The organism is Pseudoalteromonas agarivorans, assembly GCF_024518735.1.
GTDB lineage: Bacteria > Pseudomonadota > Gammaproteobacteria > Enterobacterales > Alteromonadaceae > Pseudoalteromonas > Pseudoalteromonas atlantica.
Window position 1 is genome coordinate 279,936 of record NZ_JANIGJ010000004.1, and the last position, 15,973, is coordinate 295,908.

Sequence of the window (15,973 nt, forward strand, 5' to 3'; positions counted from 1 at the left end):
AAGCAGTTACTATTTTTAGTAATAATTTATGTGCGTTTTTTATTCTTTTAAAGGAAAAGTCAATGGCCAAACAAACCATCACAGTGATCAAAGGCGACGGCATCGGTCCGAGCATTATCGACTCAGCACTTGAAATATTAAAAGCCGCAGGTTGCGATTTTGATTATGAATTTGTTGATGCAGGCCTTGCTGCACTAGAAAAAACTGGCGAGCTACTTCCTCAAGAAACAATTGATACAATCGCTAAAAACAAAATCACTCTTAAAGGTCCTTTAACGACGCCGGTAGGTGAAGGTTTTACGTCTATTAACGTAACATTACGTAAGCAGTTTGGTTTATACGCAAACGTACGCCCTGTTAAATCATTTGTGGGTACTAAAGCACGTTACGATGATATCGATATCATTACTATTCGTGAAAATACCCAAGGTATGTACTCAGGTTTAGGCCAAGTAGTAAGCGAAGACGGTAATGAAGCAGAAGCTAAATCTGTAATTACTCGCGAAGGCGCTGAGAAAATCATCACTTTTGCCTACGAGTTAGCAGTACGTGAAGGCCGTAAAAAAGTAACCGCAGTACACAAAGCAAATATCTTAAAATCTACCTCTGGCTTATTTTTAAAAGTTGCACGTGAAGTTGCTGAGCGTTACCCGCAAATTGAATCAACTGAAATGATTGTTGACGCAACATGTATGAAGCTAGTTATGACACCTGAAGAGTTTGACGTTGTAGTAACAACTAACTTATTTGGCGACATTTTATCTGATCTTTGTGCTGGTTTAGTTGGCGGTTTAGGTATGGCACCAGGTGCAAACATTGGTGAAGATGCTGCTATTTTTGAAGCCGTTCACGGAAGTGCACCAGATATTGCTGGCAAAAACCTAGCAAACCCTACTTCAGTAATTTTAGCGTCTATCCAAATGCTTGAGCACTTAGATATGGGCGACACGGCTGAGCGTATTCGTAGCGCAGTAGCTGATGTAATAAAATCTGGCGATCGCACAACTCGTGATTTGGGCGGCAGCCACGGTACAACTGATTTCACTCAATCAGTAATCGACCGTTTATAATTTAACAAGGTTAATCTTGTTTTAAGCCTAAAAAGCCAGCATATTGCTGGCTTTTTTGTATTTTAACCTTTGCTGATAACATCACTTGGCATAACTACGCTGTTTATTTTAAATAGAATTTTTAATCCAGCGAGCATCATTTTTTATACCACTGGTGTTAAGTTATTAGACATTTAAGTCAAATGGTTTTACTTCACAAAATCATTAAACTTTTTTGCTGGTACGCCGGTAAAATCCACTTATCACTAATAGCGCAATGAAATAACCTATTGCCCCACCACTTGATGACGATTCACTTTGCGCTTCTTGTACCGAGACTGTTAGCTCACTACTTATAACTTCATTGGTTTGACTGTCTGTGAGTACAAGTTTTACTGTATAACTACCTGCACCTTGGTAATTATGACTTGGGTTTTGCGTTGTACCTAGTGGGCTGCTATCGCCATAATCCCAGCTATATGTATAATTACCAGATCCGCCTAATGGTGAGCTATTAAATTGTACCGCTAAGTTATTTGCCGTATGGCGTGTACTTAATTGCAGCGGTGCATTAACACTCAAAGCATGCTGTTGGCTAACACTTATCCCTTGCGTATCAGTTACTATTAACGCGAGGGTGTAATCTCCAGAGTAGCTAAATTGGTAATCTAGGTTTTCAGTTTGCGATACGGGTTCACCATCTATAAGCCAACTCATGTTGTAAGGTGCTTCACCGCCAGTTACGATTGCTTGAGCAGATAAAGTCGCACCGTTTAACTGATACGTTAAATTTTCAATTTCTAGCGGCTTTGTGATGGTAATTTGTTTAGTTTGTGTTTGCGTAGTCGTCTCACCCGTTGCCGAAAAGGTAACGCTATAGGTGCCGTAATCGGCATAGGTATGTGTAGGACTTAGCTCAGTACTCGATTGCCCATCACCAAAGTCCCATAAAAATGTATCTGTGGGGGTTAACTTTAAACCGGCTACATTAAAGCTAACGGTTGCCTCGTTTACTGTTGTGGTTATTTGTTGTAGCGCATCATAGCTAAGCAAAAGCTCAGCTGTTTCACTTTCAGGGTGTTGGCTGACTATTTCAAAGTTAAACCCTTGGGGAGTAAGCACCACACCTGATTCAGCCTGCTGCGTAAAGCTGTAATCAAAATGATCATTAAACTCACTAATGGCAGCTAAGTCTTGATCGCCTAAACCTGCACTTTGCTGATATAAACTAAATGCAGCATCGCGTACTTGTATAGGTGTATCTGCAAGTGCGGTGCTACTTGTACCGCGATAAATTGGCTTTTGATCCGCATCAACCACTAAATTAAAACCACCCCCTGGGTGATCAGTTGTGTTGTTGTTATCAAATGCACTATTGCTATACCACAATAAAACTCCCGGTGAATATTGCTCTGCTTGTAAGCCGGCATCCACACCTCTGTGCGCACGTAGCTGTATATAGTAGTGGGCTGGTTTAGCATAAATATAACTGCTCACGCGGCTAAAACCATTTAACGCTAAGGTCGACTCTGACTGCTCTGCGTTATTTTGCCAAATCACAGTATTGTTGTGTGTTATTTTTAAATCATCGGCTACAAAACCATAATACTGTGTGTTTGTATCGGTAATATACTCAATACTTAATGTAATGGTTTGTCCTGCATATTGTGTTAAATCAAACTCATGCATTAAAAAACCATTAGGTTGCTGCGCATCTGCATGTAAAAACGAATCACCAGTTATATACGGGCCTATATCGCCATAATAAGGGTTTGTCTCGATTGTATAATTACCAGCTAAAGGAGTTTGATTTACCTTTACTTGTACAAGGTCATAGTCGCGCTCAATACTGTAGTAAGCTAAAAAGCTAAGTGTCAGTGGTTTAACCGCCTCAGGTAAGGTCACGGTTTGTGAGAGCGTGTGTGTTAGGTTGTTACCTGTACCAGAGTAAAATTGAAAATCACCTTCAACCGAGGTTTTAAATTTTTCTAGCTGCTGCGAAAGTGTCACTTTAATTTGGCTTTGCTGCTGAGAAAGTGAGCTAGTATAAACTAGCGACTGCTGAGGCTGGCTGTTCACTTCCTCCATGGTTAAATTAAGCTGGTTCACCCAATTGCCTTGGTATCTGTTTTGTAAATACTCAAGCGCCTGTGCACTAAACATAACGGGCTGTGAACCCCTAGGCCCACCAACCCAGCTACCAGTAGACATTATTGACCAAGACGATACAGGCTCACCCACGGTATTTGACTGTAAATCGTACTCATCTGCTAAACCTAAGTCGTGACCAAATTCATGCGCAACGACACCTATGCTGGCATCTATTGGGTTTATAGTATAACCCGATAACTTAACGCTACTACCCGCAATACTGACAGGCTCACTGTTTTCATCAAATACGTAGTAGCGGTGAGACCAAATTGCATCAACGCCTAAATAGCCTCCACCGGATTCTTCACCAATACTGGAATGAAAAACCATAACATGGTCGATAATGCCATTTGGCTCGTTGATAATGCCATCGCCGTCAATATCATCTAAATCTGTTAAATCATATTGCGTTAAATCAATATCAAATTGTGCAGTAGCTTTTTCTACTGCTTCTTTTATCAGTGCGGGGGCATTTATATCGCGTGTGTTGCCTACGCGCTCACCATAGGTTTTAGCATTACTATCTGCCCTAACCCACCCATATACTTGCCCGCTAAAAGCTAAGCTAGCACCTGATGCGTCGTAATAATAATCGTATACGCTGCTAAGTGTTTCATTATTAGGGCCTACAAACCCACCCTCATTAAAAAGCAATTGCTGGTAATGCTCCTTTGTATAATTTTCGTAATACATATCGGTATCATCATCAACTAGCTGATTGTCATCGTACTTTAAATCAGGAAAATCAATTAAAATAGCCAGTACTTTAACCTCATTTAGCGCGTTGCTAGGACTAGCCGCACTTGCATATTGCAGCTGCTTATTGGGTTGCTTAGCGGTTAAGCGGGCTTTCATGGTAGAAACAGGTTTTAACTGCGAAGGGTTAAGCATTGCAGTATTCGCTAAGTAGCTTTCAACCGTTGGCTTGTTAGTGGTTTGTTGGGTATCAGCGCGTTTATTTAACCAATACTCTATTCTTTGTTTGTTAATAATACCTGGGTCATGCGCACTGGTATTTGCTGCGTTAAGATTTAGGCTGCAAAGGAATAAGCCAAGCCATATTATTTTTTTCACTGTATCTTCCCCAGATAAATTATTGCTCTATCATACCTAATATATGCATTGAGCACAGTGCTCAAATTACCTATTTACCCATTATGGTTACTCGGTTAAATCAGCATAATTTCTTCATATTTTTTATATAACCACAAATAGCGTGCAACTTTTTAGTATGAAAACAAATTAATTTGAAATTTTAATCCAATACAGCCCTTTCAAGGTTGACATAAGCACGTAAAACCCTTAAAAATAACCCCATATAGAATTTTTAATCTAAAGCAGCATTTTGCTTTTTATAAAGTGACAATTATGAAAAAACAACTTCACCTTTTAATCGTACTCGTAGTGGTCTTAGTGATAAGCCCAGCGGGGATGTATTAGAAAGTGAAATTGCTTTTTAAAAACCCTCGCACTACGCGGGGGTTTTTTTATGCATAAACAGCGCACAGAGGAATGAGGATGAGCAAACAAGAATATAATGGTTCTGAACTAGTTGTTCAGGCATTAAAAGAGTTGAAGGTTAAGTATATATTTGGCTACCCAGGTGGGTCGGTTTTAGATTTATACGATGCACTTTTTCAACAAGAAGACATTGAACATATTTTAGTGCGTCACGAACAAGCCGCAACCCATATGGCTGACGGTTATGCTCGTGCTACTGGCGAAGTTGGTGTTGTACTTGCTACCTCGGGCCCTGGCGCAACTAACTGTATTACAGGTATTGCCACCGCTTATATGGACTCAATCCCGATGGTGGTATTATCGGGGCAAGTACCTACTAGCTTGATTGGTGACGATGCATTCCAAGAAACTGACATTGTTGGCTGTTCTCGCCCGGTTGTAAAACATAGTTTTAACTGCAGAAGCGCTGAAGAAATTCCGGCTATTTTGGCAAAAGCGTTTTACATTGCAAGTACTGGCCGCCCAGGACCCGTTGTTGTTGAGCTACCAAAAGATATGCTTAACCCTGCTATTAAGTTTGAGTACAACTTCCCTAAAACAACAGAGCTTAGAACCTACAGCCCAAATACAAAGGGCCACTCTAAACAAATTCGCAAAGCGGTTACCGCAATTTTAGAAGCAAAAAAACTGGTTATATACTCAGGCGGCGGTATTATTTTATCTAACACCTCTGAGCAATTAACCCGCTTAGTTGAATCGCTAAATGCACCTATCACTAATACATTAATGGGCTTAGGCGGTATTTCGGGTATTCACCCAAATTACGTGGGTATGCTGGGCATGCACGGCACGCTTGAAGCCAATAAAGCCATGGCAAATGCCGATGTAATTTTAGCACTGGGAGCGCGTTTTGATGATCGTGTAACCAATAATGTTAAAAAGTTTTGCCCTAATGCAACCATCGTTCACGTAGATGTAGACCCGACCTCTATTTCTAAAACGATTAAAGCACATATTCCGGTTGTGGGCTGTTTAGCCACTGTAATGGAGCAACTGCAAACCGGCATAGATAAAAGTAGCATTCAAATTGATCGCAGTGCACAAGAGGATTGGTGGCGACAAATTATTAGCTGGCGCGAGCAAAAGTGCCTAAGCTACAACACTGATGGCGATAAAATAAAGCCTCAAGCTGTTATAGAGGCAGTGTATAAAGCCACTAATGGTGACGCATATGTAAGCTCTGATGTGGGTCAGCACCAAATGTTTGCAGCGCAATATTATCCATTTAAAAACCCTCGCCAATGGATCAATTCAGGGGGCTTAGGCACCATGGGCTTTGGCTTACCAGCAGCTATGGGTGTTAAGCTTGCCTTTCCTGATAAAGAGTCAGTGTGTGTAACCGGCGATGGCTCAATCCAAATGAATATTCAAGAGCTATCAACATGTTTACAGTACAACTTGGCTGTAAAAGTGGTTTCGCTAAATAACCGCTCATTAGGCATGGTACGCCAATGGCAAGATATGATTTACGGCGGTCGCCATTCATCTTCATATATGGATTCATTACCTGATTTTGTAAAACTTGTTGAAAGCTATGGCCATGTAGGCATAAAGGTAGATACTTTAGATGAGCTACAACCTGCTATAGATAAAGCAATGAGCATTAACGATCGCTTAGTATTTTTAGATATTAACGTTGATGAAAAAGAACATGTATACCCAATGCAAATTAAACTAGGTGGCATTGATGAGATGTGGTTACGTAAAGGAGTAAAAGCATAATGCGTCGTATATTATCTATTTTATTAGAAAACGAACCGGGAGCCTTATCTCGAATTGTTGGGCTTTTTTCACAGCGCGCCTACAACATAGATAGCTTAACAGTGGGCACCACTGATGATGAGTCACTGTCACGTATCACCATTACCACTATGGGTGATGATAGAATCGTTGAGCAAATTACTAAACAAGTTAATAAATTAGTTGATGTACTTAAAATTATTGATTTAACCGAAATGAGTCACATCGAACGTGAATTATTACTTGTTAAAGTATTTGCCCAAGACGAAACCACACGCGCAGCGGTTACACGCGTGGTAGATGTGTTCCAAGGTGCTATTTTAGATATGGGTCGCCAAAGCTACAGCTTACAACTGGTAAGCAGCACAGACAAAATAGAATCGTTTTTAGACACCCTACGCCATGAAACCGACATTATTGAAGTGGTGCGCTCTGGTGCTGTAGGGATCGGCCGTGGTGACAAAGCATTAAAAGCGTAATTAATTAAAGCTTAAGCGTTTTATATTAAATCCCTGCTAAGTAATTAGCAGGGATTTTTTATGCCAAGCCTTGCCTTACAACGCCCTGCATTAATACCTAATTAGGCATGTGGGAATAAGCTTAACTTAGGTAAGCTCACTGCTTTAATACGGGCAAAAAAAAAGAGCTAAATAGCTCTTTTTTAAAAAATTCTGTAAAGCGCCAATTAAGGGTTTACTTGGTCTTTAAGACCTTTACCTGCTTTAAAGCTTGGGATAGTTGCCGCTGCGATTTGGATCTCAGCACCCGTTTGTGGGTTACGGCCAGTACGTGCTGCACGTTCTTTAACTGAGAAAGTACCAAAACCTACTAATGCAACTGAATTACCTTCTTTTAAAGAAGAAGTTACAGCGCCAGTAAACGCGTCAAGTGCACGTGTAGCAGCAGCTTTAGAGATTTCTGCATCAGTAGCGATTTTTTCAACTAATTGAGCTTTATTCATTGTTAGATTCCTATTCGTTATTATTTTGCCTTCGCAAAACCTATCTTTATGCATTTTTGAGGAGTTAGCAACAGCAAATTGCATTTTTTGCTTAAATACTTCGAAAATGCGTAAAATTTTAATAATTCTCGGTAAAATACAGCGTGTTGGGTTAACTAAAACTTAATTTAAGTACACAAATGGCACACTTTAAATAACACACTGCTCTATATTTTTTCGATAACTAAGGTCACTTCCCCAACCTCGACACCAAACTTAACAATAGACGTTCGGTTTATCAAGCGCGATTGTGTAACCAGGTACATCCAATCATCAAAATTCACCTCAAGCGTACTGCCGTCATAGGGTAAGGCCACATTGTAGTTCCAATGAAACACACTGCCTGCGCTTTTACCGGTTGCAATGCCAAGTACATCATCAGCACGTCCCACTAAGCTATTATCGTCATTAAGGGTGACATACCAAATACGCTTTTGTGTTTCACCATCGTCATACACAAAGTCTTCCTCTATAACGCCCTCGTTCCCTTCCCAGCGCGCATTCATAGTGACAACAAGTTTACGTGTGAGTTCGCCTTTATAATCTTGCACAACGCCGTATGCTTTCAAATCGCCACTAAAAAACGCTTTAAAATCAAATTCTGGGTTGCTGCTATTGTAGTGCTCTACTTTTGGCGCAGAGCAGCTTACTAAAAATAATGCGGCCATTAAAATACATAGCTGTTTAAATTTATTTATATTGCGCATGTTAAATCCCTAATAATTGTTTTCTAAGTGCTGGCTCTGAGGTATTTGGGCTTAGCCAAATAGCTAAAAACTGATTGGCAAATTGCGAGTCACTAATTTCACCTAACTTTTTATCATTATGATAAAAAGTAGCCTCACCGCTTGGTGATGTTTGTAAGCTTAACGACTCGCCTTTTTTAATGTCTGGCCAAAGAGCGAACAATTTATTAGCATACTTCGCTGATAAATCACTTTTACCTAAATGCTGCCATTGCTCTTTAGTGGCTTTAACAATGTCTTTTGCTGCAAAGTCTCGCAAATAGGTGAGCGTAAATTTAACGGGGTGCGCCCCCTGTTTGTAACTCCCTGAGCGGGTATATAACGTTGCATCGTAAACATCCCAAAATAAATATTCCATGCGCGCCTCGCCCACTTTTTTAAAGTCAGTTTGCTCTTCGCTAAAGCTCAATGGGGTAAAAAAAGTAGCCATAATCATTGTGGACGTTATTGCACATATTTTTGCGGTGATATTCATACAAGCTCCTGTTATTGCTTGCTACAATTTATAATCGCTTTAATTTTTTGATTAATAATAAGAATTAATGTAAAGGCTGCAGCCCAAAGTGCGCCGTACAGAAGCCAAAATGCCCATACAGGTGAATAAATACTAAGCACGCCAAATTGAGCACCTGAATAATAACTAATTGGCGCAAAGGCTAAGCACACTAAATAGGCTTGCCAAAGTTTTAGGTTAGTAATAAACGCCATTGATGTGTTTAAGCAAAGCAATAATGCTGCCCAAAGCAAGGCTAACCAAAGCGGAAAAGGGGATACTTTAAATTCCAGAAGGTTTAGCTGCACAGCAAGGTATTCACATAACAGCGCAATTGGTAAAGCTTTAACTAAAAGCAACGCGTCGAGCTTATGCTGCTTTGATAAAACAAACATAAGCACAACAATACCAGAGGTGTATAAAACAGATTGAGCTTCTAAAAACAGTGATAAAAACCACACTGTTTGAAAAAGCACAAAATTAATAATTAAGGGCAATTTCGTCATTTTGACTAGTAAAACGTGGTTTACGCGCCGTTAAATGAACGGTACTGGTTGCTCGCGTTCTAAAAGCGCCTTCGCAGTAAGCAAAGTAAAATAACCATAATCTGTAAAAACGCTCATCAAACTTGTCACTGTCTAGGGTTTGCCAGTTATCAATAAAGCGTGTGCGCCAATCGGCTAGTGTTCTAGCATAATGCGCGCCTATGTCGCTAACAGTATGAATAACCATATCGGTATTGTTTTTAATTTGCTCGCTCATCTCATTAATTGAAGGCAAACAACCACCGGGGAAAATATACTGCTGAATAAAGTCAGAGTTTTTTAAATAATGTTGATAACGTTGATCGCCAATAGTGATCGCTTGGATTAGCATTGCACCGTCTTCTTTAAGCAAGCTATTACATTGCTTAAAAAAGCTTGGTAGGTATTCATGCCCTACTGCTTCTATCATCTCTATTGATACAAGCTTGTCGTATTGCCCTTCTAATAAACGATAATCAAGCTTGAGCAAAGTTATATTATTTTCAAGTCCTAACTGTTTAACCTTGTTTTCAACATAGGCATATTGCTCATCAGAAATCGTTGTTGTGGTCACATGGCAGTTGCAATGTGTGGCTGCGTAAATCGCAAACGCCCCCCAGCCTGTGCCAATTTCAATGACTGAATCGCCTTCGTTTATCTCTACCTGCTCACAAATTTGTTTCAGCTTATTTTGTTGAGCGTCCTCAAGAGAGGCATCTTTTGATGGATAAACAGCGCAGGAGTAAAGCATTTCCTCGCTTAAAAATGACTCGTATAAATCGTTACCTAAATCGTAATGTGCAACGATATTCTTTTTCGACCCAGATTCTGAGTTGCTGTTTTTGAAATGGTTAAAACGGTGGGCTAGGCCACTAAAAAACGAGAATTTTTTTTCAAAAGCATCTAGTTGTTTTTGGTTTATGGCAAATATTTCGATGAGTTTGGTCAAGTTATCACACGACCATTGCCCAAGAATATAAGACTCACCAGCACCCACACTGCCAGATAGCGCAAATGCTTTGTACATGGCAGTGTCGTTAACGGTAATCGTGGTTTTTAAGTCTGAATGTTGTTGACCAAATACTGTTGAGCGACTGTTCTCAACTAACACTATTTGGCCTGTTTCAATACTTGCAAAGGCTTTGGTGACTAGCTTTTTATATAAGTTTGTAAACCAACCTGTTTGCTCTTGGCAGTTTATACTCGAGACTTTTTCCATCTTAAACCCTTTATAATTTTATCGCTACCTGCAACTAAGCTTGTTTAACTATACTAAGGTTTTCCTGAATGACCTAAAAAAGGAACCCTTTTAATAAACAGCTTAAGTGCTTGCACATAAATACCTTTGAAAATAGACAAAGTCATCGCAGGAAATTTTTTTAATAATTTATTAACTTCTTGCTTAGTTAACTGACTTCGCTTTAATCGTAAAGACGCGTCGAATAACAACTCATCCCCACGTTTATTTTCTATATGAATTAATGTGTTACCGGCTGTATGTTGTACCTGCCAATGGTAGTCCATATCTAAATTCATAAAGGGTGATACGGAGAAAGCCTTCTTAAAGTTCACTTTTTTTTGTAAGGGCACCAAATAATAATGGCACTCATTCCACGGCGTATTGCTTACCTCAGCCACCATATATTTAAAGTTATCGGTGCTATTACCGTAAAAGTAAAAATTTACAGGGCTGAAATAAATGCCCATACACCTAAGTTGGCCAAGCATATAAATATGCGAAAACGTCTCTTTAACGCCTAGTTTTTCTATTTGGCACTGTGCACGTTCAATAATACTTAATGGCTCTGAGTTTGGCAGTGTGTTTAAATAATCGGCTTGATTAAAACGCAGTGCTTTAAACCCAAAAGTACCTAACATAGGGTGAATGTTATTAAGCAATAACGGATTTTTTAAATCTACCCACATCATATAAAGCGGGTATTTAAACTGATGGTTTTTTACCGCAAAGCGCCGATGCCTTACATCGCCTAAGTATACAGCGCTATTCAAATTCAACACCTAATTGCTTAGCCACATCTACCCCACTGCGAACACCATCTTCATGAAAACCGTTATACCAATAAGCACCACAAAAATAGCTATTATTTTGGCCATCAACAGTGTGCTTGAGTTTTTGTGCGGCAATGGATGCTTCGTTAAAAACAGGGTGATGATAAGTAAACTCACGTAATATATTTGCTTTGTTAATCCCTTCTAAGTGATTAAGGGTTACACAAAATTGTGTATCTGAGTCTATACCTTGCAGTATATTCATTTGGTATGTAACAACCGCTGCTTTGTCGGTGTTTTCGTTTAGTAAGTAATTCCAGCTAGCCCAGGCGGCTTTTCTATCTGGCAGTAAACTGGTATCTGTATGCAGTACTACCGAGTTTTCGGTATAAGGGATTGCACCTAATACAGCGTGTTCTTGCTCAGTCGCATCACCAAGTAATGCAAGGGCTTGATCTGAGTGACACGCAAATACCACTTTATCAAATTCAGCTTGTTCGCCATTTTCAAGAGTAATAATTACTTTATTATCTACACGTGTAACCGTCTTAATGTCGGTATTTAGTTTTATCCGCTCTGCAAAACCTTTAATAAGCGGCTTAATATATTGCTTAGACCCACCAGGGATTACATACCACTGCGGCCTGTTTGTAACATCAAGTAAGCCATGGTTGTAAAAAAAGTTTACAAAAAACTCAACCCCTACATCTTGCATCTCTTTTATGCTGGTTGACCAAATTGCCGCCCCCATAGGTAAAATGTAATGGTATTTAAAAAAGTCATTAAAGCCGTGCGTATCTAATAACTGACCCAGTGTTTGATCTTTAGGGTAGTTTTGCTCGCTGTGCATTGCTTTACATAATTTATTAAACTTAACTATATCGCTTAACAAGCGCCAAAACTTAGGCCTAAATATATTTCTTTTTTGAGCAAATAAGCTGGCAAAGGTGTGTCCGTTGTACTCAAAACCACTTGCTTGATTATGAACACTAAAGCTCATTTGTGTTTCTTGTCTGTCTACGCCAATGCGCGCGAGTAGTTTTTCAAAGTACGGGTAAGTGCGGTCATTAAATACTATAAAGCCCGTGTCTATTGCGCGTTTAACCCCTGCATCTGATATCTCTACTGTCGCGGTATGACCACCAATGTAATCGTTTTTTTCAAATACAGTAATATCGTAATGCTTATGCAGTAAATGAGCACAGGTTAAACCCGATACGCCAGAACCTATTATTGCTATTTTTTTCAACGGGCTAATCCTTTTGCTAAACGTAACCAAAGTGGTAACGGTAAAATACGTAATGCTTTTAAAATAAGCGTAAACCGATAAGGAAAATGAACTTCTTTACGGCGTTTATTGATCCCCTTAATCATATAATCGGCGGCCTCTGTTGCAGTGACGGCCATAGGCATTGGGAAATCGTTTTTATCAGTAAGGGGGGTTTTAACAAAACCAGGATGCACCAACGTAACATCAACATCGTTTAAGTCGATTGCTAAGCTTTTTGCTAAATAGCTTACTCCGGCTTTAGATGCGCCATAAGCCTCAGAGCGTGGCAGAGGTAAATACGTAACGCTTGAGCTAACAAGCACAAGTTGCCCGCCCGCACTAATTTTTGGTAATAGTGCCTCTAGGCAGTAGCCCATTGCCAGCAGGTTTACTGAAATAACTCGCTCAAACAAAGCGCTGTCAAAGTTACGGGCATCATCAACATACTCACAGTTACCAGCGTTAAGAATAACCTTATCAAAAGCACTAAACCCAAGGGTTGCTTGCTTTATGTCTTTAAGGTCTGTGGCATCAAACTGACACGCTTTAATGTTGGTGTGTTTTTCAAGCTCAGCTAACTTTTCAAGGTTTCTACCGCAAGCAATTACGGTGTTGCCTTGCTGTGCGTACTTTATTGCAAGCTGCTCGCCAATACCTGAAGTTGCACCTGTAATTAAAATATTCATCGCTACCCTGCTCGTTTATCTATGTAATTTATAACGCCACCCAAAATAGGAATATGCTTGTATAGCATCTCACCGACATTAAAATAGTCGCGGTGGTTAATAATTTTACCTTCTTTAAAAACCAGCTTACTGTGCCCTTCTACCGATATAGTTTTGCCAGAAGCCAGTTTTGGGTGGGCGTAATGCATTGTCCAATACAAAAATGCTTTGTCGTCACACTCGTAGGTGTCACTAATATCAAACTGACAATGCTTAACATTACTATATAGATTAGAAAAATATCGGGTAACCTCGCTTAGCCCGTGTATTTCGTGCATTGGGTCTTTAAATTTAATTTGCTCGCTGTAAATATCATTAAGCAAATGCAGGTTTGATTTATCGAGTTGTTGATATATGTCTACAAATTTTGCTACCGGTAATGCTGTTTCCATATCACCCCTTAAATGCAGCTATTGCACGTTCGCGAGCTGCTTTATGATCTACGATTTCCGGCCAGTAACATTGCTTATCAGCCCCTATTGACGCTAAATAAGCATGAGGAAAATGAATATGTTTATCTGGCACTTTTTCAAGCTCTGGTAAATATTTACGTATAAATTTACCATTAGGATCAAAGCGCTCACTTTGAGTAATAGGATTAAATACGCGAAAATAAGGCTGCGCGTCACAGCCAGTGCTTGCAGCCCACTGCCAGCCGCCATTATTAGAGGCTAAATCGCCATCAATAAGGTGCTGCATAAAAAACTGCTCGCCTTCACGCCAATCAATTAATAAATGTTTGGTCAAAAAGCTGGAAACTACCATTCTTAAACGGTTATGCATCCAGCCGGTTTGAACTAACTGCCTCATCGCTGCATCAACGAGTGGGTAACCTGTTTTTCCCTCGCACCAGGCTTTAAACTCAGCCTCGTTTTTACGCCATTTAACGCCATTGTACTTTTCGTTAAAGTTATCACCACGAGAAAGCTTAGGAAATTGCGCAATTAAATGACGATAAAATTCGCGCCAAATAAGCTCGTTTACCCAAGTAAACGTTTTACTTTTAGATGTTGTTAAAATATCTGGGTAGCGGTTTTGAATATTAACCAGTAACTGCTTAGGGCTTATAATACCCAGAGCTAAATAAGGGCTTAAACCCGATGTGCCTTTAATGCTGGGTATATCACGCTGATCGTCGTAGCTACTTAATTTGTCGCAAATAAAATTATCAACAATGGTTGCTAAGCTTTCATCATCAACCGGCCATTTTTCTGAGCTGCCATCACTTTTAATTGCCTGTGCGTTGTTATTTATCGGCTGTTTTTTTAAAGGCCACGGTAATAAGCTAAAGTGAGTATCTTGGTGCTGTTTAAGCCACTGTTTTTTAAATGGCGTAAACACTTTGTACATTTCGTTACTTTGGTTTTTAACACTGCCCACAGGCGCTATTACATCTCCCTCATAGAGGGTAAACGTAATATTTTTATCATCACACTTTGCAAGTATTTGCGCATCACGATTTACTTCATTTAACTCATACTCTTTATTGGCAATTACATGTTTTACCTGATGTTTATCGCAAAATGATAAAAGCGCACTTTCACAATCGTCAAAGTAAGGAGCGTCAAAAATATGCAGCTCTATTGCGTACTGTGCTAGCTGCTCGCGTATATAATTGAGGCGTCTTTTTAGTAAATCTATTTGAATGGGAGCGGCGTTGTGTTGTTGCCATTGCTTTTCGCAGATAAAAAAAATGGCCTGTTTAGCGCCATTATTTAGCGCTTCAATAAGCGCTTCGTTAGAAAAAAGGCGCAAATCGCGCCTAAACCAAAAAAGTGTATTCATTATATGCCGTAACGTAATTTTAGTTCATTAGGGTAAGGATTAAAAAACACCTGCTTTTCTAGGTATTCATTAGGATGTACTTTCAGATGATGTTTTAACAAAGTAAGCGGTACGTACAAAGGCACTAAACCTTGACGGTATTCATCGATGGCATCGCGTAGCTCTTGCTTTTCAACCTTAGATAAGTCTTTTTTAAAGTAGCCCTGCAAGTGCATTAACGTGTTGCAGTTATTCCTACGTGATGCAGGCTTTTTAAGGCCGTTCATTAACCCAAGAATGTACTCATCTGCTAAAGCGTTAATATCATCACCTTTATAAGTACCAAGTAAATTACCTAAGTCGCGGTAAGCTTGATAATTATGAGCCATCAATAAGTACTTATATTGCGAATGAAACTGGGTAAGCTTATGCACTGTGAGCGGCTCAGAAGCTAATAACTGCCACTGTTTGTAAGCGTACACGCGCATTACAAAGTTTTCGCGTAAATGCATGTCGTTTAAGCGGCCGTTTTCTTCACATGGCAATAATGGATTGTGCTTCATTATTTGCTCAGCAAAAAAACCAACGCCTTCAGATGTGTTGCCGGTGCCCGCTTCGTTATAAATTTTAATTCTTTCCATACCGCAGCTTGGGCTTTTCGCACAAAAAACAAAACCACTTAGGTTGTTAGCTTGCTCTGTGGCTACTTTTTTACCGTATTCAGTTAGCTTAGGCCCAACATCGCCAGTGCCATCTGGGCGACATACTTTTATTGTATCGCCTACGCGTACTTGGCGTATGGTTGGCCTAGGAATAGGTAACCCTACGGCTACCTCTGGGCAAAAACGCGTATACTCTACATGTTTTCCAAGTTCATCCATACAAAAGTTAGACTTTTTATGGCCTGTATCAAAACGTACTTTTTCGCCTGCTAAGCAGGCGCTAATACCTATTTTTATTGTGTCTGTTTGCATAAATTC

General features: G+C 39.7%; 15 protein-coding genes. 3 read left to right on the forward strand and 12 right to left on the reverse strand.

The genetic code is table 11. The annotated features are described in order from the left end of the window. The first annotated feature begins 62 nt into the window (after nt 1-62). Nucleotides 63-1,070, forward strand: a complete 1,008-nt coding sequence (locus NQT65_RS09730; protein ID WP_004586400.1) for an isocitrate dehydrogenase — start codon at nt 63-65, stop codon at nt 1,068-1,070. Nucleotides 1,071-1,274: 204 nt separating this feature from the next. Here the strand turns inward: NQT65_RS09730 and NQT65_RS09735 are convergent, their stop codons facing one another. Beyond that, on the reverse strand, nt 1,275-4,274 hold the full coding sequence (locus NQT65_RS09735; RefSeq protein ID WP_256851071.1) for an immune inhibitor A domain-containing protein: 3,000 nt from the start codon (nt 4,272-4,274) through the stop codon (nt 1,275-1,277). A 444-nt stretch (nt 4,275-4,718) separates the two neighbouring features. Here NQT65_RS09735 and NQT65_RS09740 point away from each other — a divergent pair, with 444 nt between their 5' ends. Continuing rightward, complete coding sequence (locus NQT65_RS09740) at nt 4,719-6,443, forward strand: acetolactate synthase 3 large subunit (RefSeq protein WP_004586402.1); 1,725 nt, start codon at nt 4,719-4,721, stop codon at nt 6,441-6,443. Beyond that, a complete protein-coding gene (ilvN, locus tag NQT65_RS09745; RefSeq protein WP_004586403.1) occupies nt 6,443-6,940 on the forward strand; it encodes an acetolactate synthase small subunit in 498 nt (165 codons plus the stop codon). Before NQT65_RS09740 ends, ilvN begins: the two co-directional genes overlap by 1 nt. Nucleotides 6,941-7,146: 206 nt before the next feature. On the opposite strand, the gene NQT65_RS09750 is transcribed toward ilvN, so the two are convergent. From NQT65_RS09750 to NQT65_RS09800, 11 genes are all read right to left on the reverse strand, one after another. Continuing rightward, nucleotides 7,147-7,422, reverse strand: a complete 276-nt coding sequence (locus tag NQT65_RS09750; RefSeq protein ID WP_004586404.1) for an HU family DNA-binding protein — start codon at nt 7,420-7,422, stop codon at nt 7,147-7,149. A gap of 206 nt (nt 7,423-7,628) precedes the next feature. Continuing rightward, entirely contained in the window at nt 7,629-8,168 is a 540-nt protein-coding gene (locus NQT65_RS09755) for a DUF3833 domain-containing protein (protein ID WP_024031747.1), read from the reverse strand. A gap of 1 nt (nt 8,169) precedes the next feature. Next, entirely contained in the window at nt 8,170-8,643 is a 474-nt protein-coding gene (locus NQT65_RS09760; protein ID WP_256851110.1) for a chalcone isomerase family protein, read from the reverse strand. Nucleotides 8,644-8,693: 50 nt separating this feature from the next. Then, a complete protein-coding gene (locus NQT65_RS09765) occupies nt 8,694-9,206 on the reverse strand; it encodes a DUF2878 domain-containing protein (RefSeq protein WP_055019052.1) in 513 nt (170 codons plus the stop codon). Further along, on the reverse strand, nt 9,181-10,443 hold the full coding sequence (locus tag NQT65_RS09770) for an SAM-dependent methyltransferase (protein WP_256851072.1): 1,263 nt from the start codon (nt 10,441-10,443) through the stop codon (nt 9,181-9,183). The genes NQT65_RS09765 and NQT65_RS09770 overlap by 26 nt, the downstream gene beginning before the upstream one ends. Nucleotides 10,444-10,496: 53 nt before the next feature. Then, complete coding sequence (locus tag NQT65_RS09775) at nt 10,497-11,234, reverse strand: DUF1365 domain-containing protein (RefSeq protein WP_256851073.1); 738 nt, start codon at nt 11,232-11,234, stop codon at nt 10,497-10,499. Continuing rightward, nucleotides 11,227-12,483: an NAD(P)/FAD-dependent oxidoreductase gene (locus NQT65_RS09780; protein WP_256851074.1), complete on the reverse strand. Its 1,257-nt coding sequence runs from the start codon at nt 12,481-12,483 to the stop codon at nt 11,227-11,229. The genes NQT65_RS09775 and NQT65_RS09780 overlap by 8 nt, the downstream gene beginning before the upstream one ends. Continuing rightward, complete coding sequence (locus NQT65_RS09785) at nt 12,480-13,190, reverse strand: SDR family NAD(P)-dependent oxidoreductase (RefSeq protein ID WP_004586411.1); 711 nt, start codon at nt 13,188-13,190, stop codon at nt 12,480-12,482. Before NQT65_RS09785 ends, NQT65_RS09780 begins: the two co-directional genes overlap by 4 nt. 2 nt (nt 13,191-13,192) lie before the next feature. Then, the gene (locus NQT65_RS09790; RefSeq protein WP_256851075.1) at nt 13,193-13,621 is read right to left on the reverse strand and encodes a nuclear transport factor 2 family protein; all 429 of its coding nucleotides are present in this window, start codon (nt 13,619-13,621) and stop codon (nt 13,193-13,195) included. A 1-nt stretch (nt 13,622) separates the two neighbouring features. Continuing rightward, nucleotides 13,623-15,014: a deoxyribodipyrimidine photo-lyase gene (gene phrB, locus NQT65_RS09795; protein ID WP_256851076.1), complete on the reverse strand. Its 1,392-nt coding sequence runs from the start codon at nt 15,012-15,014 to the stop codon at nt 13,623-13,625. Then, the gene (locus NQT65_RS09800) at nt 15,014-15,967 is read right to left on the reverse strand and encodes a YbgA family protein (protein WP_256851077.1); all 954 of its coding nucleotides are present in this window, start codon (nt 15,965-15,967) and stop codon (nt 15,014-15,016) included. The genes phrB and NQT65_RS09800 overlap by 1 nt, the downstream gene beginning before the upstream one ends. Nucleotides 15,968-15,973 lie beyond the last annotated feature (6 nt).

Bases quoted from the DNA above. Each gene is read 5' to 3' on its own strand.
- NQT65_RS09730 (WP_004586400.1), top strand. From the start codon at position 63: ATGGCCAAACAAACCATCACAGTGATCAAAGGCGACGGCATCGGTCCG.
- NQT65_RS09740 (WP_004586402.1), top strand. From the start codon at position 4,719: ATGAGCAAACAAGAATATAATGGTTCTGAACTAGTTGTTCAGGCATTA.
- ilvN (WP_004586403.1), top strand. From the start codon at position 6,443: ATGCGTCGTATATTATCTATTTTATTAGAAAACGAACCGGGAGCCTTA.
- NQT65_RS09750 (WP_004586404.1), bottom strand. From the start codon at position 7,422: ATGAATAAAGCTCAATTAGTTGAAAAAATCGCTACTGATGCAGAAATC.
- NQT65_RS09755 (WP_024031747.1), bottom strand. From the start codon at position 8,168: ATGCGCAATATAAATAAATTTAAACAGCTATGTATTTTAATGGCCGCA.
- NQT65_RS09760 (WP_256851110.1), bottom strand. From the start codon at position 8,643: ATGATTATGGCTACTTTTTTTACCCCATTGAGCTTTAGCGAAGAGCAA.
- NQT65_RS09765 (WP_055019052.1), bottom strand. From the start codon at position 9,206: ATGACGAAATTGCCCTTAATTATTAATTTTGTGCTTTTTCAAACAGTG.
- NQT65_RS09770 (WP_256851072.1), bottom strand. From the start codon at position 10,443: ATGGAAAAAGTCTCGAGTATAAACTGCCAAGAGCAAACAGGTTGGTTT.
- NQT65_RS09785 (WP_004586411.1), bottom strand. From the start codon at position 13,190: ATGAATATTTTAATTACAGGTGCAACTTCAGGTATTGGCGAGCAGCTT.
- NQT65_RS09790 (WP_256851075.1), bottom strand. From the start codon at position 13,621: ATGGAAACAGCATTACCGGTAGCAAAATTTGTAGACATATATCAACAA.
- phrB (WP_256851076.1), bottom strand. From the start codon at position 15,014: ATGAATACACTTTTTTGGTTTAGGCGCGATTTGCGCCTTTTTTCTAAC.
- NQT65_RS09800 (WP_256851077.1), bottom strand. From the start codon at position 15,967: ATGCAAACAGACACAATAAAAATAGGTATTAGCGCCTGCTTAGCAGGC.